The 22,987-nt window shown below is 70.4% G+C and carries 21 protein-coding genes; 10 read left to right on the top strand and 11 right to left on the bottom strand.

The features are described from left to right. Positions 1–4: 4 nt before the first annotated feature. From OHA25_RS54835 to OHA25_RS54810, 6 genes are read left to right on the top strand one after another with little or no spacing between them, the layout of a single operon-like run. Positions 5–1,069, top strand: coding sequence for an ABC transporter ATP-binding protein (locus tag OHA25_RS54835; RefSeq protein WP_327584756.1), 1,065 nt, complete (start codon positions 5–7; stop codon positions 1,067–1,069). Between the two features lie 9 nt (positions 1,070–1,078). Further along, positions 1,079–2,275, top strand: coding sequence for a polyamine ABC transporter substrate-binding protein (locus OHA25_RS54830; protein ID WP_327584755.1), 1,197 nt, complete (start codon positions 1,079–1,081; stop codon positions 2,273–2,275). A 3-nt stretch (positions 2,276–2,278) separates the two neighbouring features. Next, positions 2,279–3,130, top strand: a complete 852-nt coding sequence (locus tag OHA25_RS54825; RefSeq protein ID WP_305918182.1) for an ABC transporter permease — start codon at positions 2,279–2,281, stop codon at positions 3,128–3,130. Continuing rightward, entirely contained in the window at positions 3,127–3,912 is a 786-nt protein-coding gene (locus tag OHA25_RS54820) for an ABC transporter permease (protein WP_327584754.1), read from the top strand. The genes OHA25_RS54825 and OHA25_RS54820 overlap by 4 nt, the downstream gene beginning before the upstream one ends. A gap of 25 nt (positions 3,913–3,937) precedes the next feature. Beyond that, positions 3,938–5,332, top strand: a complete 1,395-nt coding sequence (locus tag OHA25_RS54815) for an NAD(P)/FAD-dependent oxidoreductase (protein WP_327584753.1) — start codon at positions 3,938–3,940, stop codon at positions 5,330–5,332. A gap of 59 nt (positions 5,333–5,391) precedes the next feature. Further along, positions 5,392–6,291, top strand: coding sequence for a serine hydrolase (locus tag OHA25_RS54810; protein WP_327591188.1), 900 nt, complete (start codon positions 5,392–5,394; stop codon positions 6,289–6,291). Position 6,292: 1 nt separating this feature from the next. Here OHA25_RS54810 and OHA25_RS54805 read toward each other — a convergent pair whose 3' ends face one another. The 8 genes from OHA25_RS54805 to OHA25_RS54770 form a co-directional block, all read right to left on the bottom strand. Continuing rightward, the gene (locus tag OHA25_RS54805; RefSeq protein ID WP_327584752.1) at positions 6,293–7,798 is read right to left on the bottom strand and encodes a DHA2 family efflux MFS transporter permease subunit; all 1,506 of its coding nucleotides are present in this window, start codon (positions 7,796–7,798) and stop codon (positions 6,293–6,295) included. Between the two features lie 34 nt (positions 7,799–7,832). After that, complete coding sequence (locus OHA25_RS54800; protein ID WP_327584751.1) at positions 7,833–10,652, bottom strand: BTAD domain-containing putative transcriptional regulator; 2,820 nt, start codon at positions 10,650–10,652, stop codon at positions 7,833–7,835. Between the two features lie 16 nt (positions 10,653–10,668). Then, positions 10,669–11,415: an isocitrate lyase/PEP mutase family protein gene (locus tag OHA25_RS54795; protein ID WP_327584750.1), complete on the bottom strand. Its 747-nt coding sequence runs from the start codon at positions 11,413–11,415 to the stop codon at positions 10,669–10,671. Further along, positions 11,412–12,218 carry a cytochrome P450 gene (locus OHA25_RS54790; protein WP_327584749.1) on the bottom strand — a complete coding sequence of 269 codons (807 nt, stop codon included), beginning with the start codon at positions 12,216–12,218 and terminating at the stop codon, positions 11,412–11,414. Before OHA25_RS54790 ends, OHA25_RS54795 begins: the two co-directional genes overlap by 4 nt. Before the next feature lie 57 nt (positions 12,219–12,275). Then, the gene (locus OHA25_RS54785) at positions 12,276–12,956 is read right to left on the bottom strand and encodes a DUF998 domain-containing protein (protein ID WP_327584748.1); all 681 of its coding nucleotides are present in this window, start codon (positions 12,954–12,956) and stop codon (positions 12,276–12,278) included. Further along, complete coding sequence (locus OHA25_RS54780) at positions 12,953–14,158, bottom strand: glycosyltransferase (RefSeq protein WP_327584747.1); 1,206 nt, start codon at positions 14,156–14,158, stop codon at positions 12,953–12,955. The genes OHA25_RS54785 and OHA25_RS54780 overlap by 4 nt, the downstream gene beginning before the upstream one ends. A gap of 96 nt (positions 14,159–14,254) precedes the next feature. Then, positions 14,255–15,067 carry a DMT family transporter gene (locus OHA25_RS54775; protein WP_327584746.1) on the bottom strand — a complete coding sequence of 271 codons (813 nt, stop codon included), beginning with the start codon at positions 15,065–15,067 and terminating at the stop codon, positions 14,255–14,257. A 36-nt stretch (positions 15,068–15,103) separates the two neighbouring features. Further along, on the bottom strand, positions 15,104–15,721 hold the full coding sequence (locus OHA25_RS54770; protein WP_327584745.1) for a DedA family protein: 618 nt from the start codon (positions 15,719–15,721) through the stop codon (positions 15,104–15,106). A gap of 391 nt (positions 15,722–16,112) precedes the next feature. Between OHA25_RS54770 and OHA25_RS54765 the strand changes: the two genes are divergently transcribed. Continuing rightward, complete coding sequence (locus OHA25_RS54765; protein ID WP_327584744.1) at positions 16,113–17,309, top strand: sensor histidine kinase; 1,197 nt, start codon at positions 16,113–16,115, stop codon at positions 17,307–17,309. Here the strand turns inward: OHA25_RS54765 and OHA25_RS54760 are convergent. From OHA25_RS54760 to OHA25_RS54750, 3 genes are all read right to left on the bottom strand, one after another. Further along, positions 17,269–17,910 carry a VC0807 family protein gene (locus tag OHA25_RS54760; RefSeq protein ID WP_327584743.1) on the bottom strand — a complete coding sequence of 214 codons (642 nt, stop codon included), beginning with the start codon at positions 17,908–17,910 and terminating at the stop codon, positions 17,269–17,271. The genes OHA25_RS54765 and OHA25_RS54760 overlap by 41 nt on opposite strands. 215 nt (positions 17,911–18,125) lie before the next feature. Then, positions 18,126–18,773, bottom strand: a complete 648-nt coding sequence (gene leuE / locus OHA25_RS54755; protein WP_327584742.1) for a leucine efflux protein LeuE — start codon at positions 18,771–18,773, stop codon at positions 18,126–18,128. 4 nt (positions 18,774–18,777) lie between these two features. After that, the gene (locus OHA25_RS54750) at positions 18,778–19,971 is read right to left on the bottom strand and encodes a serine hydrolase domain-containing protein (RefSeq protein WP_327584741.1); all 1,194 of its coding nucleotides are present in this window, start codon (positions 19,969–19,971) and stop codon (positions 18,778–18,780) included. Positions 19,972–20,061: 90 nt separating this feature from the next. Here OHA25_RS54750 and OHA25_RS54745 point away from each other — a divergent pair, with 90 nt between their 5' ends. Genes OHA25_RS54745 through OHA25_RS54735 form a run of 3 tightly spaced genes read left to right on the top strand, consistent with a single transcriptional unit; the run spans position 20,062 to position 22,944 of the window. After that, positions 20,062–20,925 carry a TIGR03619 family F420-dependent LLM class oxidoreductase gene (locus tag OHA25_RS54745; RefSeq protein WP_327584740.1) on the top strand — a complete coding sequence of 288 codons (864 nt, stop codon included), beginning with the start codon at positions 20,062–20,064 and terminating at the stop codon, positions 20,923–20,925. 31 nt (positions 20,926–20,956) lie between these two features. Then, positions 20,957–22,348 (top strand): selenium-binding protein SBP56-related protein, encoded by a 1,392-nt coding sequence (locus OHA25_RS54740; RefSeq protein WP_327584739.1) that lies wholly within the window; start codon positions 20,957–20,959, stop codon positions 22,346–22,348. Further along, positions 22,345–22,944: a hypothetical protein gene (locus OHA25_RS54735; protein ID WP_327584738.1), complete on the top strand. Its 600-nt coding sequence runs from the start codon at positions 22,345–22,347 to the stop codon at positions 22,942–22,944. Before OHA25_RS54740 ends, OHA25_RS54735 begins: the two co-directional genes overlap by 4 nt. The last annotated feature ends 43 nt before the right edge of the window (positions 22,945–22,987 follow it).

The raw sequence follows: 22,987 nt of genomic DNA, 5'->3' as shown, positions 1-22,987 counted from the left end.
CACGATGACCACCAGTGCCATTGAGCTAGAGAACGTCGTCAAGGAATACCTCTCGCACGGCGAGGTGGTCCAGGCGGTCAAGGGTGTCTCGCTGGACATCGCCGAGGGGGAGTTCTTCTCCCTCCTCGGCCCGTCCGGCTGCGGCAAGACCACGACCATGCGGATGATCGCCGGCTTCGAGGCCCCATCGAAGGGCCTGGTGAAGCTGCTCGGCCAGGACGTCACGAACGTCCCGCCGAACAAGCGCGACGTCAACATGGTCTTCCAGTCCTACGCGCTCTTCCCGCACATGAGCGTCTGGGACAACGTGGCCTTCGGCCTCAAGCAGCGCAAGACGCCGCAGGAGGAGATCAAGCAGCGGGTCGGCGAGATGCTGGAGATCGTCGACCTGACCGGCCGGGAGAAGCGCCGGCCGCGCGAGATGTCCGGCGGCCAGCAGCAGCGGGTGGCACTGGCCAGGGCTTTGGTCAACCGGCCGCGGGCGCTGCTGCTGGACGAGCCGCTTGGGGCGCTCGACCTCAAGCTGCGCCAGGCCATGCAGATCGAGCTCAAGCGCATCCAGCGTGAGGTCGGCATCACGTTCGTGTACGTCACGCACGACCAGAACGAGGCGCTCACCATGAGCGACCGCATCGCCGTCATGAACGACGGCCTGGTCGAGCAGCTCGCCGGGCCACGCGAGATCTACGAGCGGCCCGCGACCTCGTTCGTGGCCGGCTTCATCGGCACCTCCAACCTGCTGGCGGGGACGGCCACCGGTGGCGAGCTGAAGATCGCCGGCGGGCGGGTGCTGGTGCCCGGCCGTGAAGGCGACGTGTCGGTGACCGTGCGACCGGAGAAAATCACCATCGGCACGGAGCAGCCCGTGAACGGCGTGAGCTCCGTCCGCGGCACCGTGGCCGAGGTCGTCTACCTGGGCACTTACAACAGCTACGCGGTGAGTCTCGCTGACGGGGCCGAGATCACCGTGTTCCAGCAAAACGCGCATGACGCCACGGCCACGGCGGAGCGGGGCGACTCCGTGTGGCTGTCGTGGCAGGCGCAGCACTCGTACGTGATTGGAAGTTGATAGCACCTCATGAACCCCCGTCTCCGCACCCGTCGTGACGCCTTCAGAATCGCCGGCTTCTCCGCCGCCGGGCTCGCCCTCGCCGCCTGCGGCGTGCAGGGGCAGAAGGCCGCACCGCCCAAGGCCGACGCCGTCCAGGACTTCTGGTCCAAGCAGACCAAGCATGGCAAGGTCGTCTTCGCCAACTGGCCCGAGTACATGCCCGAGGACCAGGCCCCGCTGAAGAAGTTCCAGCAGGCCACCGGCATCTCGTACGAGTACAAAGAGGTCATCCAGGAGAACGCCGAGTTCTTCGGCAAGTCCGAGCCCGTGCTGCGCGCCGGGCAGTCGCTGGGCTACGACATCATCGTCATGACCAACGGCATCCAGCTCCAGAACATGCTCCAGTTGGGCTACGTGCTGCCGCTCGACCACTCCAAGCTGCCGAACTTCGCGGCCAACGCGGGCCAGAAGTACAAGGAACGGTCCTACGATCCGGGCAACAAGTACACGATTCCGTACACGTCCGGTGTGACCGGGATCGCGTACAACACCGAGCACGTCAAGGAAGACATCACCAGCATCCAGTCGTTGTTCGATCCCAAGTACAAGGGGCGGGTGGGCATGATGGCCGACGCCCAGGAGATCGGGAACTTCGGGATGTTCGCGCTGGGCATCGACCCGGAGAAGTCGACCGAGGCGGACTGGCGCAAGGCCGGGGACAAGCTCAAGGAGCAGCGCGACGCCGGACTTGTCCGGAAATATTACGATCAGAGCTACATTGACGCCGTGTCCAAGGGCGACGTCTGGCTGACCATGGCCTGGTCGGGCGACGTCTTCCAGCGCCAGCTCGCCGGTGAGCCCGTCAAGTTCGTGGTGCCCGAGGAGGGCGGCACGATCTGGACCGACAACATGCTCATCCCCAAGGGCGCCGCCAACCCGGTGGACGCGCTCATGCTCATGGACTACCTCTACCAGCCGGCCGTGGCCGCCGAGCTGGATGAGTTCATCCAGTACGTGACCCCGGTCCCGGCGGTGCAGGACCTGCTCAGGGAGAAGGCCAAGACGGCCAAGGGCGAGGACAAGAAGGCGCTGGAGGACATGGTCGACAGCCCGCTCATGTTCCCGACCGAGGCCGACTATGCCAAGCTGCGCGGCTACACGCCGCTGACCAGCCAGACGCAGCAGGTCTTCAACCCGATCTTCCAGTCCATCACGCAGGCGTAGCGGATGCGGCGGCTCACCCCCTACCTGCTGGCGTTGCCGAGCTGGATGTGGCTGGCGATCTTCCTGGTCGTGCCCATGGTGGCGATGGCGTCGGTGTCGTTGCAGACCGGCAACGCCATCGACGGCTTCGCCATGACGTTCAGCTTCTCCAACTACGGCGACGCCATCGGCAGGTACAGCACCCAACTGGTCCGCTCGCTCTTCTACGGCGCGATGGCGACGGCGGCCATGCTGGTCATCGGATATCCGGTGGCGTACTGGATCGCGTTCAAGGGCGGCCGGCGCAAGTCCGTCTACCTGTTCCTGATCCTGCTGCCGTTCTTCGTGTCGTTCGTGCTGCGGACGATCTCGTGGAACTTCCTGCTGGCCGACAACGGCATCCTGTTCGGCACGCTGAAGGACTGGGGGCTGCTGCCCGACGACTTCCACGTGCTGGCCACGACGTTCGCGGTGGTGGGTGGGCTGACGTACAACTTCCTGCCGTTCATGATCCTGCCGATCTACGTGTCGCTCGAACGCGTGGACCCGCGGGTCGTGGAGGCGGCACAGGACCTGTACGCCACCCGCACGGGGGCGTTCCGGCGGGTGGTGCTGCCGCTGTCGCTGCCGGGGGTGTTCGCCGGGGTGTTGATGACCTTTGTGCCCGCCACGGCAGACCCGATCAACGCGGCCATCCTCGGCGGCACCTCCAACACGATGATCGGCAACATCATCCAGACCGAATACCTGACCAACCTGAACTACCCGACCGCTTCGGCGCTGTCGTTCACGTTGATGGCGGTGCTGCTCGTGGGCATCTTCATCTACGCCAGGGCGCTCGGCACCGAGAACGTCCTCGAGGCGGCGGCCCGATGAGGGGGACGCGGCTCGGGGACAAGCTGCTCCACGTCTACACGTGGCTGGTCATCGTCTGGCTGTCGTCGCCGATCGCCGTGATGATCCTCTTCGGGTTCAACGACAAGAAGAGCAAGTCCAACACCACGTGGCAGGGCTTCACACTGCGCTGGTACGGCGAGCTCTTCGACATCTCCGACCTGACCGTGGCGTTGCGGAACTCGCTGGTCATCGCCGCCGTCAGCACGATCATCACGGTGGTGATCGGCACCATGCTGGGGCTGGCGCTGGGCCGGCATCGCTTCCGCGGCAAGGGGGTCACGAACTTCCTCATCTTCGCCGCGATCTCCACGCCCGAGCTGGTCATGGGCGCGTCGCTGCTGTCGCTCTTCGTCTCGGGGAACGTGCCGCGCGACGCGAACACGATCATCATGGCGCATGTGTTGTTCTCGCTGTCGTTCGTGGTGGTGACCGTGCGGGCGCGCATCGTCACGCTTGACCCGTCGCTGGAGGAGGCCGCCAGGGATCTCGGGGCCACGGCGTGGGGGACGTTCCGGCAGGTGACGCTGCCGGCGATCATGCCCGGCGTGCTCGCCGGGGCCATGTTGTCGTTCGCGCTGTCCATCGACGACTACGTGGTCACGAGCTTCGTCAACGGCTCGACCATCACGTTCCCGCTGTGGATCGTCGGCGCGGTGAAGACGGGAATCCCACCGCAGGTCAACGTCATGGGTACGCTGATCTTCGGCATCGGGGTGCTGATCGCGATCGGTAACGCGGTCGCGGCGAGGCGCCGTACCTGAGATTTTCCGTAGGGATGTGGGATTTGTGGATCCGCTGAAGGCGCTTGCTGACGCGGAGCGCAAGCCGTACTGGCTGGACAGCCCGGCCAGACCCGAGCCGCAACCGCGGCTCGACCAGAACACCAGCGCCGACCTCGTCGTGGTAGGCGGCGGCTTCTCAGGGCTCTGGACCGCCCTGATGGCCAAGGAACGCGACCCGTCGCTGGACGTGGTCCTGCTCGAAGGCCGCAGGATCGGCTGGGCGGCCACCGGCCGCAACGGCGGGTTCTGCATGGCGACGCTCACCCACGGCCTGGCCAACGGGCTGGAGCGGTGGCCGGACGAGATCGACCGGCTGGAACGCATGGGGGTGGACAACCTCGACGAGATCGAGGGCACGCTGGAGCGTCACGGCATCGACTGCTCCTTCGAGCGCACCGGCGAGCTGCACGTGGCCACCGAGCCGTGGCAGCTCGACGGCCTCAACGAGCACCTGGACCTGATCTCGGAGCTGGGGCTCGACTACCTGCCGCTCGACCAGGACCAGGTGCGGGCCGAGGTCGACTCGCCGACCTACCTGGGCGGGCTCTGGGAGCGCAGCGGCTGCGCCATGCTGGACCCGGCGCGGCTGGCGTGGGGGCTGCGGGAGGCGTGCCTGCGGCTCGGCGTCCGCGTGCACGAGCGCAGCCCGGTCCGCTCGCTGCACGACGACGGCACGAAGATCACGCTGAGCACCCGGTACGGCGCTGTCACCGCGCCGAAGGTCGCGCTGGGCACCGGCGTGTTCCCGCCGCTGCTGCGGCGGCTCAAGCACTTCGTGGTCCCGGTGTACGACTACGCGCTCATGACCGAGCCGCTGACCGGCGCGCAGCTCGCCCAGGTGGGCTGGCGCAACCGGCAGGGCGTCGGCGACTCCGCCAACCGGTTCCACTACTACCGGCTCACCGACGACAACCGCATCCTGTGGGGCGGCTACGACGCCGTCTACTACAACGGCGGCCTGGTAAAACCGGAGTACGACCAGCGCGACGAGACGTTCGTCACGCTCGCGCGGCACTTCTACGACACCTTCCCCCAGCTCGCCGAGGTGCGCTTCACCCACCGGTGGGGCGGCGTGATCGACACCTGCAGCCGGTTCAGCGCCTTCTACGGCCAGGCGCACGGCGGGCGGCTGGTCTACGCCGTCGGCTACACCGGCATGGGCGTCGGGGCCACGCGCTTCGGCGCGAACGTCATGCTCGACCTGCTGGCGGGCGAGCGTACCGAGCGGACCGAGCTGCGGATGGTCAAGGAGAAGCCGATCCCGTTCCCGCCCGAGCCGGTGCGGTCAGGGGTCATCCAGTTCACCCGGTGGTCGATCGCCCAGGCCGACCAGCACCAGGGCAAGCGCAATCTGTGGTTGCGCGCGCTCGACCGGATGGGGCTGGGATTCGACTCGTGACCTGAGGGCAGGAGACTGCCGACCCCCGATGAGAGCTCGGGGGTTTGCGTGTGCGTGTGATGTGGCTGGCCGGCGCCGGGCTGGCGCTGGTGGCGGCGTGCGGGGCCCAGCGGGCGCCGACGGTGCCCGCCGTCGCGAGGGCTCCAGTCAAGGTGGCACGCTGTGTGCTGAAATTTCCGGATGTGCGGGCGGGTGCCGCCGCCCGCGCCCGGCTCCTCCGTGACATCTCCCGGTATCTGAGCCACCGCCCGGGGCGGGTCGTCTTCGCGGCGCAGGACCTCGTCACCGGGATCACGCTGGGGCAAGGAGCGCACCAGCACGACATGATCACCGCGAGTGGTGCCAAGGTCGACATCCTGGCGGCGCTGCTGGCCGCCCGCTCCGGCGGGCTGGACGAGGGCGAGCGCGATCTGGCCGACCGCATGATCAGGGAGAGCGACAACGGCGCCGCGGACGCGTTGTGGTCGCGGGCAGGCGGAGGCGGCGCCCTGAGCGCCTTCTACGGCCGGGTGGGCATGCGGGAGACCACGCCGGGGCCGAGCCACTTCTGGGGCGGCACCACCACCAGCCCGGCCGACCGCATCCGCCTGCTGAAGGCGCTGATCCGCGGGGGCAAAGGACTGAGCAAGGCCGATCGGCGGCTGGTGCTCGGGCTGATGCAGCGGGTCCAGAAGGACCAGGCATGGGGCGTCAGCGCCGCCGCCCGCCCCGGGGACCGGGTGGCGCTGAAGAACGGGTGGACGCCGCGGCCGTTCAGGAACAACACGTGGGCCGTCACCAGCTACGGCCGCGTCGTGGGAGCCGGCCGGGACCTGCTGCTGTCGGTGCAGACGGACGGGCAGCCAGGGGAGGGCACGGGCATCGAGACCATCGAAGGGGTGGCCAGGAGGATCGGCACCCGCCTCGACGCCCTCATCCCGACCACCACCCGGCCCTGCCCAACCAAACCCGTTCTCTGAGTCACGCGCGGGCCAGGACCTCCTCGGGGATCTCCTTCGGCACGCCGCGCAGCCCCACCAGCGCCAGCAGCGCGACCACGGCCAGCAGTGCCGCCGTGACCAGCGCGGTGACCTGCAGCCCCTCGATGAACGCCGTCTGCGCGGCCCGCATGAGCTGTCCGGCCTGCTCGGCAGGCAGCTGCGCGGCCGTGCCCACCGCCCCGGCGATCGACTCCCTGGCGCCCTCGCCGGGAACCCCGGCAGGCAACTCCAGGTTGGCGCGGTAGGCGCTGTTCAGCACGGTGCCCAGGATCGCGATGCCGAGCGCCCCGCCCAGCTCGAACGCCGTCTCCGACACCGCGGCCGCGGCCCCCGCACGCTGCCTGGGTGCGGTGGCCAGCACATTGTCGTTGTTGACGGTGAAGGCGAACCCGATGCCGATGCCGCCGATCACCATGACGGGCAGCAGCGCCAGGTAGTTCAGCTCGGTGCCGAGCGTGCTGTAGTAGAGGAACGCGCCCGCGTTCATGGCCAGGCCCAGGGCGACCACGCCGTTCCTGCCGATGCGGGGGATCAGCTGGGCGGCCAGCACCCCGCCGATGGCGCCGCTGAGGCCGCCTGGCAGCTGGGCCAGCCCCGCCTGCAGCGGCGACCAGCCGAGCACGAGCTGCAGATACCAGGCGAACATCAACATCATGGCGGACATCGCGAAGATCGCCAGCAGGTTCGTGACGATGGACGCGGTGAACGCCCTGCGGGCGAAGAGCCGCACGTCGATCAGCGGCTCGGCCAGCCGCGTCTGCCGCCACGCGAACAGGGCCAGCAGCGCCACCCCGCCCACGCCCGCCACGAGCACGTCGGCGTGCTCGATGCCCTTGTGGGCGGCCTCCTTGATCGCGTAGACGACCGACACCACGCCGGCGAACGACAGGACGACGCTGAGGAGGTCCAGCCGGCCCGCGTCCGGGTTGCGGGACTCGGGCAACACCAGGATGCCGCCGGCCAGCACCAGCAGCATGATCGGCACGTTGATCAGGAACACCGAGCCCCACCAGAAGTGGTCGAGCAGCAGCCCGCCGACCACGGGGCCCACGGCAAAGCCCGCGGCGCTCATGCCGCTCCAGATCCCGACGGCCGTCGTGCGCTCGCCGGGCTCGGTGAACACGTTCCTGACGATCGACAGGGTGGAGGGCATGATCGTGGCGCCGGCCACGCCGAGCAGGGCTCTGGCCGCGATCAGCAGCTCGGCGTTGGGCGCGTACGCGGTCACCACCGAGGCCGCGCCGAACGCCGCCGCGCCGATCAGCAGCAGGCGCTTGCGGCCGATGCGGTCGCCGAGGTTGCCCATGGTGATGAGCAGGCCGGCGAGCGCGAAACCGTAGACGTCGCCGATCCAGAGCAGCTGCGTGGAGCTCGCGCCGAGGTCGGTCACCAGCCTCGGCAGGGCCAGGTGCAGGACGGTGAGGTCGAGCGACAGCAGGAGGGTGGCCAGGCACGCGATCGCCAGGCACGACCATTTGCTTCTCATGGCGCCACTGTCCGCCGGGCGCCTGACCGCCCGCCTACCGTTCGCTGACCATCCTGCTGACCTCGCTCAGCGCGGCGTCGATGCGGACGCGGGTCTCCGCGGCGCTGTACCAGTCCTCCGGGCATTCGTCGCGGGCCTGGGTCAGCACGGCCCGCGCCTCCGCCAGATCCCCGCGGGCCAGCGCCACCTCGCCCAGGCCGAGATGGGCCCACGCGATGGTCTCCACGGACCCGTTCATCCGCGACAGATCTGCCGCGAGCCCGTAGTCGTCCCGTGCCCGCGCCGGGTCGCCCAGTCCCTGCAGGGCGTCGCCGCGTCGGCACAGAGCCTCGGCGATCTCGGTCTTGGCGCTCAGCTCGCGGGCAATCGTGAGTGCCTCGTCGGCCAGCGCGTACGCCGTCGAGTGGTCACGCTGCTCCTGGTAAAGCTGGCCGAGCCCGGACAGCGCCAGCACGGTGCCCCAGCGCTCGCCGATCGCCTTGAACGCGGCCAGGCCCAGATGGAAATGGGCCACCGCCTCCTCCATCCGGCCGAGGCTCTGCAGCACGAACGCCGCGCCGGTGCAGCCCAGCGCCGCCTGCCAGGGCGGGAGCGTGCGAGAGTTAAGCGTGATCTCCTCGTAGGCCATTTGGAAGTCGTCGGGCGGCCCGGTGTACATCGACAACATCATCATGAGGAACTCGACCCGCGCCGGCAGATGATTCCATTCCAGCAGGCCTCTGGCCACCGCCACCAGGTCACGCAGCTCGTCCTCCATCCCTCCCCGCCAGGCGGCGACGAGCACGCACATGACGTACTCCTCGTCCAGACCCTTGGGACAGGTGGAGGCGAGCCGGGTCACCAGCGCGCTCGCGAGAGCGGCGCTCGTGACGCGGTCGCCGCGCAGGTACCAGTAGCAGGCGGCGTGGGCCACCAGCCGCAGCGCCGTCTCCACCTGCCCCGACTCGGTCGCCCAGCGCACCGCCGCGTTGACGTCGTCGCTCTCCTCGTCCAGCCGGGCCAGCCACTCCATCTGCTCGCGGGTCCGCAGCCGCGCGTCGGCGGCCTCGACCAGGTCCAGGTAGTAAGCGGCGTGGGCGTCACGCATCGTGTCCACTTCGCCGGATTCGGCCAGGTGCTCCGCGCAGTACGCCCGGATCGTCTCCAGCATCCGGTAACGCCCGCCGACCACCTCCACCAGCGACTTCTCCGCCAGTGAGAACAGCACCTCCTCCGGCAGCCCGCACACCCGCTCGGCCGCCTCCGGCCGCGCGCCGCCCACGAACACGCTCAGCCGCCTGGCCAGCCGCTGCTCGCTCTCGTCCAGCAGGTCCCAGCTCCACGCCACGACCGCGCGCAGCGTCTGGTGCCGGGGCAGCGCCGCCCGGCTGCCGCGCGTCAACAGCCTGAACCGGTCGTCCAGCCGGGCCGCCACGTCGGACACCGACAACGTACGCAGCCGCGCCGCGGCCAGCTCGATGGCCAGCGGCAGCCCGTCGAGCGCCCGGCAGATGCGCACCACCTGCGCGGCGTTGTCCGCGTGTACGGCGAAGCCGGGCTGGACGGCGGCGGCCCGGTCGGCGAACAGCCGGACGGCCGGGTAGTCCAGCGGGTCGTCCACCTCGGGCGGCGGCAGCCGCAGCGGCGCCACGGGCAGGATGGACTCGCCGGTGATGCCGAGCGCCTCCCGCCCGGTCGCCAGCACCCGCAGCCCGGGGCACGAGGCGAGCAGCAGGTCGGTCAGCTCGGCGGTGGCCGCGATGAGGTGCTCACAGTTGTCCAGGACGAGCAGCAGCTTGCGGTCGGCGAGCACGGTGAGCAGCCGGGTGACCGGGTCCACGGCTGGACGGTCGGGCGTGTGCAGGAGGGAGTCGCGGATGTCGAGTGCGGCCAGCACGGCCCTGGGCACGTCCGCGTCGTCGGCGACCGGCGCGAGCGGCACGAAGCAGACGTCGCCCGGCTCCTGCTCGGCCGCTTCGATCGCGAGTCTGGTCTTGCCCGCGCCACCCGGACCGATCAAGGTGACGAGCCGGCTGCCCTGTAACCTCTCGCCGACGAGCGTCAGCTCCTCGGTGCGGCCGACGAAGCTGGTGAGCTGGGCCCGCAGCCCCTGCCGCTGGGTGGCCGTCCTGGCCGCGGGGGCGCCGAGTGCCGGATCGGCCCGCAGCACGGCCAGGTGCGCGGCGGCCAGCTCCGCCCCGGGCTCGACGCCCAGCTCCTCGTCCAGGATCTTCCTGGCCTCGTCGTAGACGGTCAGCGCCTCGGCCTGCCGGCCGCTGCCGTACAGGGCGCGCATGAGCTGGGCCCGCGGTCGCTCGCGCAGCGGATGGGCGGCGATGAGCTGGCTCAGCTCGGCGACCAGCTCCCGGTGCCTGCCCAGGTCGAGATCGGCCTGGACGCGATCTTCCGTGGCGGCCAGCCGCAGCTCCTCCAGTGCGGTCGCGGCGGCCTCGGCGTAAGGGGCGTCGGTCAGTGGAGCGCCCCGCCACAGTTCCAGTGCCTCGCGCAGCAGCGCGGCCGCCCGTACCGGGTCGCCGCCCTCCAGCGCCTGCCTGCCCGCCTGCGCGAGCTGCTCGAACCGCCGCGCGTCCACGTCCTGCGGGTCGGCGACCAGCCGGTATCCGGCCGGGTGGAACTCCACCACGTCCTTGCCCAGCGCCCGCCGCAGCCTGGACACCTGCGACTGCAGCGCGTTGGCCACGCCCTCGGGGGGACGCGGACCATACATGCCGTCCACGAGCTGCTCCGCGCCGACGATGCGCCCGGCGTGCAGGGCGAGCAGCGTGAGCAGGGCCCGCACCCGGGGCCCGCCGAGCGCGACGGGTTCGCCGTCCTCGCCCAGCGCGGTGGTGGGCCCGAGGATCTGGAAGCGCATGCGTCGATTATCGCGGCTACGGCAAGAACGCGGTCATCTCCGCATAGGTCGGCATCGGGGGTGCCGGCTCACCGCGGATGCCGAGCACCGTCGCCAGCGCGCCCTGGATAGCCGCCCGGTACAGCAGGGACCCGGTGCTCACCCTGGCGACGCCGGCCGCGGCGAGCTGGGCCGTCGTGGGGCCGCCCGGCTGGTAGAGCACGTTGAGCGGCAGCGGCGTGCTCGCCGCCACCTCCGCGATCTCGCCGAGATCGCTCAGCCCCGGTACGAAGATCCCGTCGGCGTGGCCGTACGCCCGGACCCGCTCACGGGTGTCGCCGGTCCGCAGCCAGCACGTGTCGGTACGGGCGTTGACGAACACGCCGTGGCCCTTGGCCGCTTCGATGATGCGCTGATGCAGGCCGATCGGGCGCAACGTGCCGTCGGGGCGGCCGTCCTCCAGGTTGACGCCGGCCACGCCGAGCGCGCCCAGGCTCGCCACCAGGTCGGACACCTCGGCCGGGTCGTCGCTGAAGCCGCCCTCGATGTCCACCGTGACCAGGACGCCGAGGTTCTTGATCGACTCCGCCAGCTCGATCGTCTCGGCGCGGGTGGCGCCGGCCGCGTCCGGCTTGCCGTACACGGCGGCCACGCCGAGGCTGGTCGTGCCGATCGCCGGGAACCCCTGCGCGGCCAGGACGGCGGCCGAGCCGTAGTCCCAAGCGTTGGGCAGCAGCAGCGGGTCGCCGGGACGGTGCAGGTCGCGGAAATTCACAGCAGTCACAGCAGTCCCTCCAGGACGCCGGCGGCCAGGGCGAGCGCGTGGCCGGGGGCCGGGCACGGGCGGAGGCCGTGGCCGAACGTCAGGTGCGGGGCCGGGCCTCGCGTCGGGTCGAACCGGTCGGGATCGGTGAACACGCCGGGGTCCCGGTTGGCGGCCACCAGGTCGATCGTCACCTCACCACCGGTGCGGGTGTCCAGCCGGCGGCTGGCCTTGAGCGGCGGATCATGCCGGAGCGTCTCGTGCAGCAGGGCCTCGACATCGACGCTGGTCCAGGTGCTGTGCGGCGCGGCGGACGAGGGCGGGCTCGGCTGGGCGGCCGGGCGTGCGGCGTCGCAGGAGGCGTGCCTGAGCGCGTTCTCGATGAGTCCCTCCGTGGCGGCGTACGCCTGCAGCAGCAGCGTGACGGCCGGCAGGTCGGCCTGGTCGAGCAGGGTGGCGACGGCGGCATCGGCCTCCGGGCTCTCCTCGCCCGACAGATAGCCGCTCGCCGCGGCCGGGACGGCGGCGGTGTCCTTGACACCGAGCGCGGCCCCGAGGACCTGCGTCGGCACGCCCCGCCACGCGCCGCCACGCTCCAGGGTCATGGCCCTGGCCGCGGATCGGAGCTCGGCGGGGTCCAGCGCGGCCAGCCGCTCGACGACCGCGCGGCGCCGCAGGGCGTGCGAGTCGCCGGTGCTGAACCGCGACACGTGCGCCCGCAGCCACGCGAGCGTCCCCTCCCGGCCGTCCTGGGACACGGGAGGCGGCACATATCTGGGGTCATCGAGGACCGTCCGGGCTTCGGCATGGCGGGTGATGAGCATGGTACCCACGTTAGGAGGAGGTTCTTTCGACGGGCGTCGAAGTATGCTCGCCCGCGGTCAGGCGGCGATCCGCTCCTCCTCGGGCCCGGCCGTCTCGGAGGTGGGCTTCGCCGGCGCGGTCCGGTTGGCCATCGCCGGCCGTTCGGCGGCGGATGCCAGCGCCATCACCATGATGAGCACCATCTCGGCCAGCACCACGGCGCGTTCGAGCGGCCCGTAGTAGGCCACACCGTTGATCAGCGGCGAGGTGATGGTGGCGGGGTGTGCCGCCAGGTACGCCGCCAGCGTCAGCGCGGAGGCCACGCTCATGGCCCGGACCGCGTTCCAGAGGGGCATCGCCGCCCGGCCCCTCACCAGGGTCCAGCCGGCGACCGGCAGCGAGGTGAACACCACCGCCGCCGACCAGCGGTGGATCTCGCCGGAGAGCGAGCCGACCTGCGAGCTGCCGGGATCCGTCGGGAAGATCGCGCTCATCATCAGGCCTGCGGCCCCGGCCAGCAGCAGGACCCGGGTGGCCGCCGTACGCGCCGGGTCGGCCCCCGCCAGCCCGTACGCGAGACACAGGCACGCCCCCGCCAGCGCCAGCATCCCGATCAGCACCGGCACGAGCCCGCCGTTAACGAGCGCGTAGTCGCTGAGCAGCGGCTGAGCGGGCAGGGCGACCTGTGCGTACGCGAGCGCGCACGCCGACACCACCGTGCCGAGTAAGGTGCCCCAGACGCTCTGCCGTGGGGTCATCGCGCCACCTCGTCGTAGATCGTCTCGAACCGGGCCAGCGACGACTGGTCGTCGTGGGTGAGCGCCAGCTCCCTGCTGGCCTTGCCGAGCCTGGCCCGCAGATCGTCGTCGGCCAGGATGCCGGTCAGGTGCCTGGCCAGCCCCACCACGTCGCCCGGCTGGAACAGGAACCCGTTGTCGTCCACCAGGTGCGGCAGCGCCATCGCGTCCGCGGCCACCACGGGCAGGCCCGTGGCCATGGCCTCCAGCGTGGCGATGCTCTGCAGCTCGGCGATGCCCGGCATGGCGAACACGTCGGCCGCCGCGTACGCCTGCGGCATGCTCTCGTCGGGCACGAAGCCGAGGAAGAACACCCGGTCGGCCACGCCGATGCGCCTGGCCAGCTTCTCCAGCTCGCCGCGCTGGTTGCCCTTGCCGACGAGCGCCACTTGGGCGTCGGTCTCGTTGAGCACCAGGGGCAGCGCGCGCACCAGCTCGTCGAGGCGCTTCTCCTCGTCCAGCCGGCCGACGAACAGGATCGTGTGCCGGTCGGGCAGGTCGAACAGCTTGCGCGCCCACGCCTTGGGCTCGGTGTGCGGGTGGAACCTGCCCAGGTCGATCCCGCAGGACACCGGCTCGACGGTACGCGCGAACCCCTGGTCGGCCAGGAGCTTGGCGGCCAGCGGGGTGGGCGTGGTGATGTGATCGGCCCGGTTGAAGATCCGGTTGAAGTCGCGCCAGGCGAGCTGCCCCGCCTTCACCCGCAGCCGGTCCGGGAGGTGCACGAACTGGAAGAGGTTGTCGGGCATGAAGTGGTTGGTGGCCACGACGGGCACGCCCACGCGGCGGGCGGCGGCGATGGCGGCCCGGCCGACCACGAAGTGACCCTGGGTGTGCAGCACGTCGGGCTTGATGTCGGCGACCAGCCGGTCGAGCCGGGTCGGCACGGTGAACCGCATGGTGGGGTGGAGCAGGATCGGGGCCGAGCGCAGCCGGTGCACGATCACACCGTCCACGACCTCGGCGCTGGCCGGGCCGACGTCGGACTGGCAGACCACGTGCACGTCGTTGCCGCGCGCTGCCAGGCCCGTGGCCAGGCGGTGGGTGAAGTACGCCGCGCCGTTCACGTCGGGCGGGTAGGTGTCGGTCGAGATCAGCACACGGCGGGGGCGTTCGGGCGCGGGGGCAAGATCGGCACGGGCGGTAACGCTGTGTAGGGGCATGGCCATGACGGTGACTCCAAATTCACACGAGAACCCGGCTGGGGGAGGGCCGGAAGACGAACGGGGCCGAAAGAAACGAAGCAGGCGAGCATGGGATCAGGCGAGCTCGTTGCGGGCCTCCAAGGGGCTGGTCCGGGCCAGGGCGACGGTGCCCGCGGCGGTGAGCGCGGCAGCTGCGATCGGCGCGATCCCGGTCGGCAGCGGCTCGCCGAGCAGCAGCGCGCCGAACGCCACCGCGGTCAGCGGGTCGGCGATCTGCAGCGAGGCGAAGGAGACGCCGAAGTGGCCGACGGCGTAGGCCCGCTGCAACATCACCAGTGCCAGCAGCAGCGGCACGGGCAACGCCAGCAGGTACCACCAGTTCCACGTGCCGTCCACGAGCACCCGCATGAGCGTGGCCGTGGCGCCGTACAGCACGCCTGAGCTGGTCGCCAGCAGTGCCGCCCGGGCCGCGGGCGAGACCACCTGGGAGCCGGCCCACAGCAGCACCGCCGCGACGCCGGCCACCCCCAGCAGAGTGAGCACGCCGTTGGGGTCGAGGCGGGTGGGCCCCTCCGACTCGGGGATCATCAGGACCAGGACGATCAGCCCGCCCGCCACCACCGCCGCCGCACCCAGCTCCTGGCGGGAGGGCTTGCGCCCGTGCAGGGTGGCGGCGATGGGAAGGGCGAACAGCAGGCTGGCCACGCCCATCGGCTGGACGATGGTCAGCGGGCCGAGTCCGAGCGCGACGATGTGCAGGCCGCCACCCACCACGATGGAGGCGCCGCCGAACAGCCAGCGCGGCCTCCGCAGCAGGGCGAGCAGTCCCGGCTTGGCCGAGCCGGCGGCCTCGAACTGCTGCAGGGCGGCTCCGAGCGCGAAGAACAGCGAACCGACCAGGGCGATCGCCGCGGCCAGCACAGTCATCAGCACTCCTTTCAGACGGATGGTTGCCAGGTTGTGTCAAACGGACGTGTCCGCTGGAAGTCGTTCTGGAGAAGCTTGGATGGCGCGTCGCTTCCTGAGCCATCTCACGAGCTCCACGACCCCGGTGATGGACACCGCGATGCCCAGGCCGAGCAGCAGACCCTTGATCGGGTCGTTCTCGAACGCCATCCCGCCGAAGAACCCGATCAGGCCGGAGTACACCGCCCACGAGCTCGCCGCGATCGCGTCGAAGAACGTGAACGAGCGCAGCGGATGGCGGACCGCGCCCATGGTCAGCGTGGTCGCGGTGCGCCCTCCGGGGATGTACCTGGCCACGACCAGGACGAGCCCGCCCCGCTCCGCCAGGGCGTCGCGGGCCCAGATGAACGCCTTCTTGTTCCTGAGCCTGCCGCCGGACTTGTTGCCGATCAGATAAGAGATGTGATCACCCGCGAACGCGCCGAGTGCCGCGACCACCATCACCAGGGCCAGGTTCGTCTCCCCGGACGCGGCGAAGACCCCCGCCGTGATCACCGACGTCTCGGCCGGCACGATCGGGAAGAACCCGTCGAGCAGGGCCAGGCCGAACAGCGCCGCGTATAACCACGGTGACGACATCGCCTGATGGATCAGGTCGAGAATGGCGTGCGACATGAGCGTGTACTCCGATCCTTAGGGCACTCACACAGCGTCTCTGTGTGCGACGGTCCGGGACATCGGGGATGCCCCGGGTCGAACGCGGACCTGTCCCCTATGCGGGTCAGGGCCGGTACCCCTTGAAGGTAGAAACTCCGCAGGTCATGGCACATCGGACGATCGGCAGGCACCACCCCCGACTTTGGTCGGGGTCGGTGACGCGACCTCCGGGTGACACCATCGATCCAACCCGTTCGGGCAGCTGAACGCAGGAGTGGAGGTAGGCGCTTTCGGGGTGGGGCTAGCCATACCTCGACGGTGCGCTCCGCTCTACCCTGACTTTCGTCAGGGCCGCCTCCTGCCTTTGGAGGAGGTCCGGCATCCACCACGCGGGGATAACGTCGGTGCCGTGAACCGTCTGCGCTCGCTGCGCCGGGAGAGCCGCCGCCAGGTGGTCTACGACCTGCTGCTCTGGGTCGTCCTCGGCATCTTCATCGCCGCCATGGGACCCGATCCGCTCAAGGATCCGGCCGCCTTCGGCATGGTGACCGCGCCCCGGCTCGCGCTCGCCGCCGTGGCGGTGCTGGTCGGACGGCGCTGGCCGCTGGCCGCGCTGGTGCTGCTGCTGCCACTCGGGCCGTGGCGGTTCAGCGATGGGTTCGCCACCGTGGACCTGAGCTGGTTGATGCCCAGACGCAATGTGAAGATCCTCCCGCTGCTGCCCACCTCGCCGTTCATCATGTGGTACGCCTACCTCACGGGCCGGCGGCTGATCAGGACGTGGCCGGCGCTCGCGGCGTTCGGCCTGATCACGGCCGTCGGCATCGGCGTGGTGCTGGCCATGGGCGGCGATCTGGCCCTGTGGGTGTCCATGGTCACCGGCGTGCTCGGCACCTACCTCGTGCCCTACCTCCTGGGACTGCTGCGACGGCGGTTGCTGCAGCAGCGGCGGCAGGCCAGGCTGTCCGCCGAGGCGCAGGCGCGGCTGCGGGAGCGGGCCAGGATCGCCAGAGACATGCACGACTCGCTCGGCCACGATCTGGCCCTCATCGCGGTCCGGGCCGCCGGTCTGGAGCTGGCTCCCGGGCTCGATCCCGGTCAGGCCAGGGCGGCCGGGGAGCTGCGGGTGGCGGCGGCGGACGCCACGGAGCGACTGCGGCAGATCATCGGGCTGCTGCGCGAGGACGCCGACGCCTCGCCGCTGTCGCCCGTGGACGAGGACGTGGCCGAGCTGGTGCGGCGGGCCAGGGACTCGGGCATGGCGATCACCCTCGACCTGGACGGCGAGCCGGTGCCCGGCCTGGCGCGCGCCGTGGTCCAGGAAGGGCTCACCAACGCCGCCAAGCACGCCCCCGGGGCCGCCGTGCGGGTCACGGTCGCACCCCACCGCGTGAGCGTGCGTAACGGGCCGCCCCGCTCCCGGCCCAGCGCGCGGCCCGGCGGTCTGGGGTTGGCGGGGCTGCGGGAACGCGTACGGCTGGTGGGCGGCACGCTGACCGCCGGGCCCGTCGCGGGCGGCTTCGAGCTGGCCGTCGAGCTTCCCCGTACGGGGGAGGAGGGAGCGGTCAGGCGTGGGCCACGTGCAGCCGGTGCAGCACCCGCTTGAAGGCGAAGATCGAGAAGGCGATCGCCAGACCGCTGATCACGGCCACCGCTGAGGTTCGCAGGATCATGAAGGCGCCCAGTGATCCGGCCAGCGACTCATAGACGGCCAGGGCGATGCTCAACGTCGAGTTCATCAGCAGCACGAACGCCCACAACAACGTGATCCTGGCGAAGAACCGGCGGATCCGCTCGTGCTTGAGCACCGCCGACGGCAGATGGATGTAGTCGAGCGTGAGCTTCTGCACGAGCGGCTTGTTCAGCCGCACGGAAGCCAGGAAGGCCATGCTGATGCAGATCGTGCCCATCTCCGGCTGGATGAAGAACCACATCCAGGTGCCCGTCCAGAACGACACCAGCGCCCGGATCGTGATCGCGAACGAGGCCAGCCACATCGTCGCGGGCACCTTGACCCGCCTGACCAGCCGCCACGCCACGCCCAGGTAGACCCAGGCGACGGTCGCGACGAGCGCCCACTTGAATCCGAGAACGACCATGGCCAAGTAGAAGACCGCCAGCGGGGCCACGACGCCTTCGAGCAGCCGGGGGGCCGCCTGCCGGGCGAGGGCGGTGAGGCGGGGGAGGGCGACAGGGGGATGATTCAAGGCTGCTCCGCAGATAGGCCGACGATCAGCGACTACCCGGGCTTCGAGGGACCAGGCTATCCGGATGGACCGCACGCGCTAACCGATGCGGCGACCCCTGCGTCCCCGGGAAGCACGCCGGTGGCCTACCGTACCCGAGCCGCAGGAGTGCGACCGCCTCTTTGTGCACGTTCCATCTGTTTCCTACGAAATCAGCAGAGCCTTGAACCACGCTTTCAGCCGAGTGAAGCGGTGGCCAACTTCGCGCCGAATCCCACGAAGACGGCCCCGACGCACGAGGTCAGACCGGCGCTGAGCCGTCGGCGCCGGCGGAACTGAGCGGCCAGGAACGTTCCGCCGAAGATCAGCGACGTCAGGTAGAGAAAACTGAAGACCTGGATCACCGCGCCGAGGATCAGGAACGACAGCGCCGGCGTCGCGTACGCAGGGTCCACGAACTGGACGAAGAAGGAGATGAAGAACAGAATCGCCTTCGGGTTCAGCAGGCTGATCATGAGGGCCTTGCGGAACGGGCGCGGCTGATGCTCCACCGGCGCCGGCGCCTCCTCGGCCGCCAGGGCACGGCGCGACCGCCAGGCGCCCCTGATCATCTGGAAGCCGATCCAGGCCAGGTAGCCGGCGCCCGCGTACTTGACGATCGTGAACAGCACCGGGTTCGAGCGCAGGAGGGACGCGGCGCCGGCGGCGGACAGGACCATCAGCACCGCGTCGCCGACGAAGACGCCTGCCGCGGCACGGTAGCCCTGCCGCACGCCGTGCTGGGCGGCGAAGCTGAGGACGTAGAGGGAGTTCGGGCCGGGCAGGAGGATGATCAGAAAGGCGCCGATCACATAGGCCCAGAAGTCCGTGATGCCGAAGAACATGGAACTATATGTACCAAACGCCTCCTTGGAGCTGGCGATAGCCCAGCGTCCGATAGGTCGCGTCCACCATGGCCTGCCCCCGCGGATTAATCCCGAGCCCCGCGCCCTGCTTGTTCATCGTGTAGCCGAAGGCCAGCCGGGCCGGTGGATCGCAGAACCCGACGGATCCCCCCATCCCCGCGTGCCCGAACGCGGTCGCCGACAACAGCGCGCCCTCGCTGTCGGACCCCGGCAGATATCGGTTGTCCGCGGCCTTCATGAATCCCAGGGAGAAGCGGATCGGCACGGCCAGCACCGCGTCCGTGCCCGCCGACTCGGTCAGCGCCATGATCTGGAGCTGCTCGCGGCTGACGAGCTCGCCCCCGCCGAGCGACAGCGGCCGGTACAGGCCCGCCAGGTTCCGCGCGTTCGTGATCCCGCCGACGGCCCCGAGCTCGGCCGCGTGCGCCGCCCGGCTGTCCGACTCCCCGGGCGCCATGAAGCCGCCCTCGTGGGCCAGCAGCAGCGCCGGGACCGAGGTGGGATCGGTGAAGGCCCTGACGTAGAACGTGGGCGGCACCTCCGGAGGGTCGGCGGGGATCGTCGGTGCGACCCTGCCTTCCTGCTCTTCAGGCAGCCCGAGCCAGAACTCCAGCCCGAGCGGCTCGGCCACCTCCTCGCGGAAGAACGTGCCGAGCGAGCGCCCGCTCACCCGCCGGACGACCTCGCCGACGAGATAGCCGAACGTCAGCGCGTGATACCCGTGTGCGGTGCCCGGCACCCAGAACGGCTCCTCCTCCGCGAGCCGGTCGGCCATCAGCTTCCAGTCGTAGAAGGCGCCCGGAGGCAGCGGCTCCCGGAACGCGGGCAGTCCCGCCCGGTGGGCGAGCAGATGACGGACGAGCGTCGCCTCCTTGCCCTTGGCGCCGTACTCGGGCCAGTAGCGCACGACCGGCGCGTTCAGGTCGAGCTCGCCGCGCCCGGCCAGGATGTGGGCGCACAAGGCGGTCGCGCCCTTGGTGCACGACCAGACGTGCCCGATGGTGTCGCGTTCCCAGGGGCGGCCGGGCGCCGCCTGCCCGCCCCACAGGTCGACGACGACGTCGCCGTCCACGATCACGCACACCGACGCGCCCACCTCGCCGCGGGTGGCGAGGTTGGCCTCGAACTCCTCCGCGACCTGGGAGAACCCTGGATCACAAGTGCCTTGCACGCTCATGGCCCGAATGCATCACGAAAGGGAGCCCCTGTAAACCGATGACTTCTCGTTGTCATCACGGTCAATCCAGCGAGCAGAGAGGAGCCACAGATGGATCTCGGAATCGGCCTCCCTACGTCGGGGCGGCAGGCGGACCCGGAGGCGATCGTCAGGGTGGCGCTGGCGGCGGAGCGGGCGGGGCTGGGCGCGGTGTGGGCGTTCGAGCGGCTCCTGCGGCCGGCCGAGGCGGTGTTCGCCGGCACCGACCAGTCCATGCCGCTGCCCGACAACAATGCGCTGGTGTACGACCCGCTGGAGACGCTGGCGTACGTCGCGGCCAAGACCAGCACGATCAGGCTCGGCACGAGCGTCGTGGACGCGCTGTTCCACAGCCCGGTCGTGCTGGCCAAGCGCCTGGCGACGCTCGACAGGCTCAGCGGCGGGCGCGCCGTGATCGGCCTGGGGCAGGGGTGGATGCAGCAGGAGTTCGACGCGACGGGGATCCCCGCCAGACGGCGCGGCGCCGGTTTCGAGGAACACCTCGCCGCCATGCGCGCCTGCTGGGGGCCTGACCCGGTACGTTTCGACGGCCGCTTCTACACCATCCCTGAGTCGGAGATCGCCCCCAAGCCCACCGGGCTGACGCTGCTGGCGGGGGCGGCGGCACCGGCCGCCATCGAGCGGGCGGCCAGGCTCGGGCTGGGGCTGACGGTGGTGGTGTTCGCCTGGGACCAGCTCAGGCAGTCCGTCGAGACGTACCGCAAGGGCGGCCAGGGGCCGCTGGTCGCCCAGGTCAATGGGGTGATCACGGATCGGCCGCTGGACGAGCGGATGCCGCTGACCGGCTCGCCGGAGCAGGTGGCCGAGGACCTGGCCGAGGCCCGGGCGCTGGGTGTGGACCACGTGTTCTGGCATCCCTTCGACGGGGACCCGGACGAGATGGTCGGCCGCATCCAGCAGCTCAATACCCATTGACCGGGTCGGGAATCGGTCTATACCTGGAGTAATGACACTCTGGACTCCCGATCCCACGTTCTACCCCTCGCCGAGGGACGCGGCCGGCGCACCGCCCGAGCAACTGGCCTACGTCGCCGCCTTCGACCGCACCGCCCAGCGGCCGGACGCGCTGGCCGTCATCGACACCGATCCCTCCTCACCCGGCTACGGCACGGTCGCGGGCTGGACGGACCTGCCGAACACCGGTGACGAGCTGCACCACTTCGGCTGGAACGCGTGCAGCAGCGCCCTGTGCCCCAATGCGCCGCATCCGCACGTCGAGCGGCGTTACCTGGTCGTGCCCGGGCTCCGTTCCTCGCGTATCCACATCTACGACACCAAGGACCGGATCAGCCCGGAGCTGGTCAAGGTCGTCGAACCGGAGATCCTCGCTCACCGCGCGGGTTACTCGCGTCCGCACACCGTGCACTGCGGCCCCGAGGGCCTGTACGTGTCGGCGCTCGGCGGCGCGAACGGGCAGGACGGGCCGGGCGGCATCGCGGTGCTCGATCACACCACCTTCGAGGTGATCGGGCAGTGGGAGCTGGAGCGGGGGCCGCAGTACCTGGCCTACGACTTCTGGTGGCACATCAACCACGACGTGCTGGTGTCCTCGGAGTGGGGGACACCGTCCATGATCGAGGACGGGCTGGTCGGGGAACTGCTGCTCGGCCGGAAATACGGCCATAAGCTGCACTTCTGGGACCTCCGCAAGCGGACCCACGTCCAGGAGGTCGACCTCGGCGACCAGCACCAGATGCCGCTGGAGTTGCGCCCCGCCCACGACCCGACCCGCCTGTACGGCTTCGTCGGCGTGGCCGTCAGCGTCGAGGACCTGTCGGCCTCCGTGTGGCTCTGGTTCCATGAGGACGGCCGATGGCAGGTCCGCAAGGTCATCTCCATCCCCGCGGAACCGGCCGACGCCGGCAGCCTGCCGCCGCTGCTGCAGCCGTTCGGCGCGGTGCCCCCGCTCGTGACCGACATCGCGCTCTCGGTGGACGACCAGCGGCTCTACGTCTCGTGCTGGGGCACCGGCGAGATCAAGCAGTACGACGTGTCGGATCCGTACCAGCCGGTGGAGCTGGGATCGCTACGGATCGGCGGCATCGTCGGCCAGGTCCCGCACCCGGCCGAGCCCGGGCTCGGCCTGCGCGGCGGCCCGCAGATGGTCGAGGTCAGCCGCGACGGCCGCCGCGTCTACCTCACCAACTCCCTGTACGGCGCCTGGGACGACCAGTTCTATCCGGACGGCGTCGGCGCCTGGATGGCCAAGATCGACACCGACGGGTTCGCCTTCGACACCCGCTTCTTCCCGCACGGTGACGATTTCCGCGGCCTACGCCCCCACCAGGTACGCCTGCAGGGTGGGGACGCCTCCTCCGACTCCTACTGCTATCCGTGACCGCTACTGCGGTGCTGCTTCTCGGGGCCTTCCACGGCCTGAACCCGGCCATGGGCTGGCTCTTCGCCGTCGCCCGCGGCCTGCAGGAGCGCAGCAGGGACCGGCTCCTGCAGTCGATCCCGATGATCGCGCTGGGGCATCTGGGCTCGGTGGCCCTGGTGGCGCTCGTCGTGGCGGCCACCGGCTCCCTGGTCACCGGCGCCGTGCTGTCGATCGGCGGCGGCGTGGCGCTGGTGGCCTTCGGCCTGTGGCGCCTGCTGTCCAAGCGGCACTTCCGGTGGGTGGGCATGCGGTTGTCGTTGTGGCAGCTGGCCGGGTGGTCATTCCTCATGTCGTCCGCGCACGGGGCCGGGTTGATGTTGCTGCCCGTACTCACCGGGTTGCACGCCGAGGGCCACGCCGGTCATGCCATGTCGGGAGGGCTGGGGGTGGCGGCCCTGCACACCCTTGCCATGTTCCTGGTCGCCGGGACGGTCGCACTGATCGTTTACGAGATCGCCGGGCTCAGCGTGCTCCGACGCGCCTGGTTCAACGTGGACCGCATGTGGGCGGTGGCGCTCGTGGCCGCCGGGATCATCACCGTTCTGCAGGCTTGACCAGGCCGGTCAAAATTTGGGTCTTGTCGGTTGACCATGTGCG

Origin of the sequence: Nonomuraea sp. NBC_00507, from assembly GCF_036013525.1 — a bacterium.
Classification (GTDB): domain Bacteria; phylum Actinomycetota; class Actinomycetes; order Streptosporangiales; family Streptosporangiaceae; genus Nonomuraea.
This window is presented reverse-complemented; position numbering and strand designations above follow the sequence as displayed.

What these genes read in the sequence shown, in the direction of transcription:
- OHA25_RS54750 (WP_327584741.1), bottom strand. Translation starts at nt 19,971, where the DNA reads ATGAGCGTGCAAGGCACTTGTGATCCAGGGTTCTCCCAGGTCGCGGAG.
- OHA25_RS54770 (WP_327584745.1), bottom strand. Translation starts at nt 15,721, where the DNA reads ATGTCGCACGCCATTCTCGACCTGATCCATCAGGCGATGTCGTCACCG.
- OHA25_RS54780 (WP_327584747.1), bottom strand. Translation starts at nt 14,158, where the DNA reads ATGCCCCTACACAGCGTTACCGCCCGTGCCGATCTTGCCCCCGCGCCC.
- OHA25_RS54800 (WP_327584751.1), bottom strand. Translation starts at nt 10,652, where the DNA reads ATGCGCTTCCAGATCCTCGGGCCCACCACCGCGCTGGGCGAGGACGGC.
- OHA25_RS54805 (WP_327584752.1), bottom strand. Translation starts at nt 7,798, where the DNA reads ATGAGAAGCAAATGGTCGTGCCTGGCGATCGCGTGCCTGGCCACCCTC.
- OHA25_RS54835 (WP_327584756.1), top strand. Translation starts at nt 5, where the DNA reads ATGACCACCAGTGCCATTGAGCTAGAGAACGTCGTCAAGGAATACCTC.
- OHA25_RS54830 (WP_327584755.1), top strand. Translation starts at nt 1,079, where the DNA reads ATGAACCCCCGTCTCCGCACCCGTCGTGACGCCTTCAGAATCGCCGGC.
- OHA25_RS54785 (WP_327584748.1), bottom strand. Translation starts at nt 12,956, where the DNA reads ATGACCCCACGGCAGAGCGTCTGGGGCACCTTACTCGGCACGGTGGTG.
- OHA25_RS54745 (WP_327584740.1), top strand. Translation starts at nt 20,062, where the DNA reads ATGGATCTCGGAATCGGCCTCCCTACGTCGGGGCGGCAGGCGGACCCG.
- OHA25_RS54775 (WP_327584746.1), bottom strand. Translation starts at nt 15,067, where the DNA reads ATGACTGTGCTGGCCGCGGCGATCGCCCTGGTCGGTTCGCTGTTCTTC.
- OHA25_RS54820 (WP_327584754.1), top strand. Translation starts at nt 3,127, where the DNA reads ATGAGGGGGACGCGGCTCGGGGACAAGCTGCTCCACGTCTACACGTGG.
- OHA25_RS54810 (WP_327591188.1), top strand. Translation starts at nt 5,392, where the DNA reads ATGTGGCTGGCCGGCGCCGGGCTGGCGCTGGTGGCGGCGTGCGGGGCC.
- leuE (WP_327584742.1), bottom strand. Translation starts at nt 18,773, where the DNA reads ATGTTCTTCGGCATCACGGACTTCTGGGCCTATGTGATCGGCGCCTTT.
- OHA25_RS54825 (WP_305918182.1), top strand. Translation starts at nt 2,279, where the DNA reads ATGCGGCGGCTCACCCCCTACCTGCTGGCGTTGCCGAGCTGGATGTGG.
- OHA25_RS54790 (WP_327584749.1), bottom strand. Translation starts at nt 12,218, where the DNA reads ATGCTCATCACCCGCCATGCCGAAGCCCGGACGGTCCTCGATGACCCC.
- OHA25_RS54740 (WP_327584739.1), top strand. Translation starts at nt 20,957, where the DNA reads ATGACACTCTGGACTCCCGATCCCACGTTCTACCCCTCGCCGAGGGAC.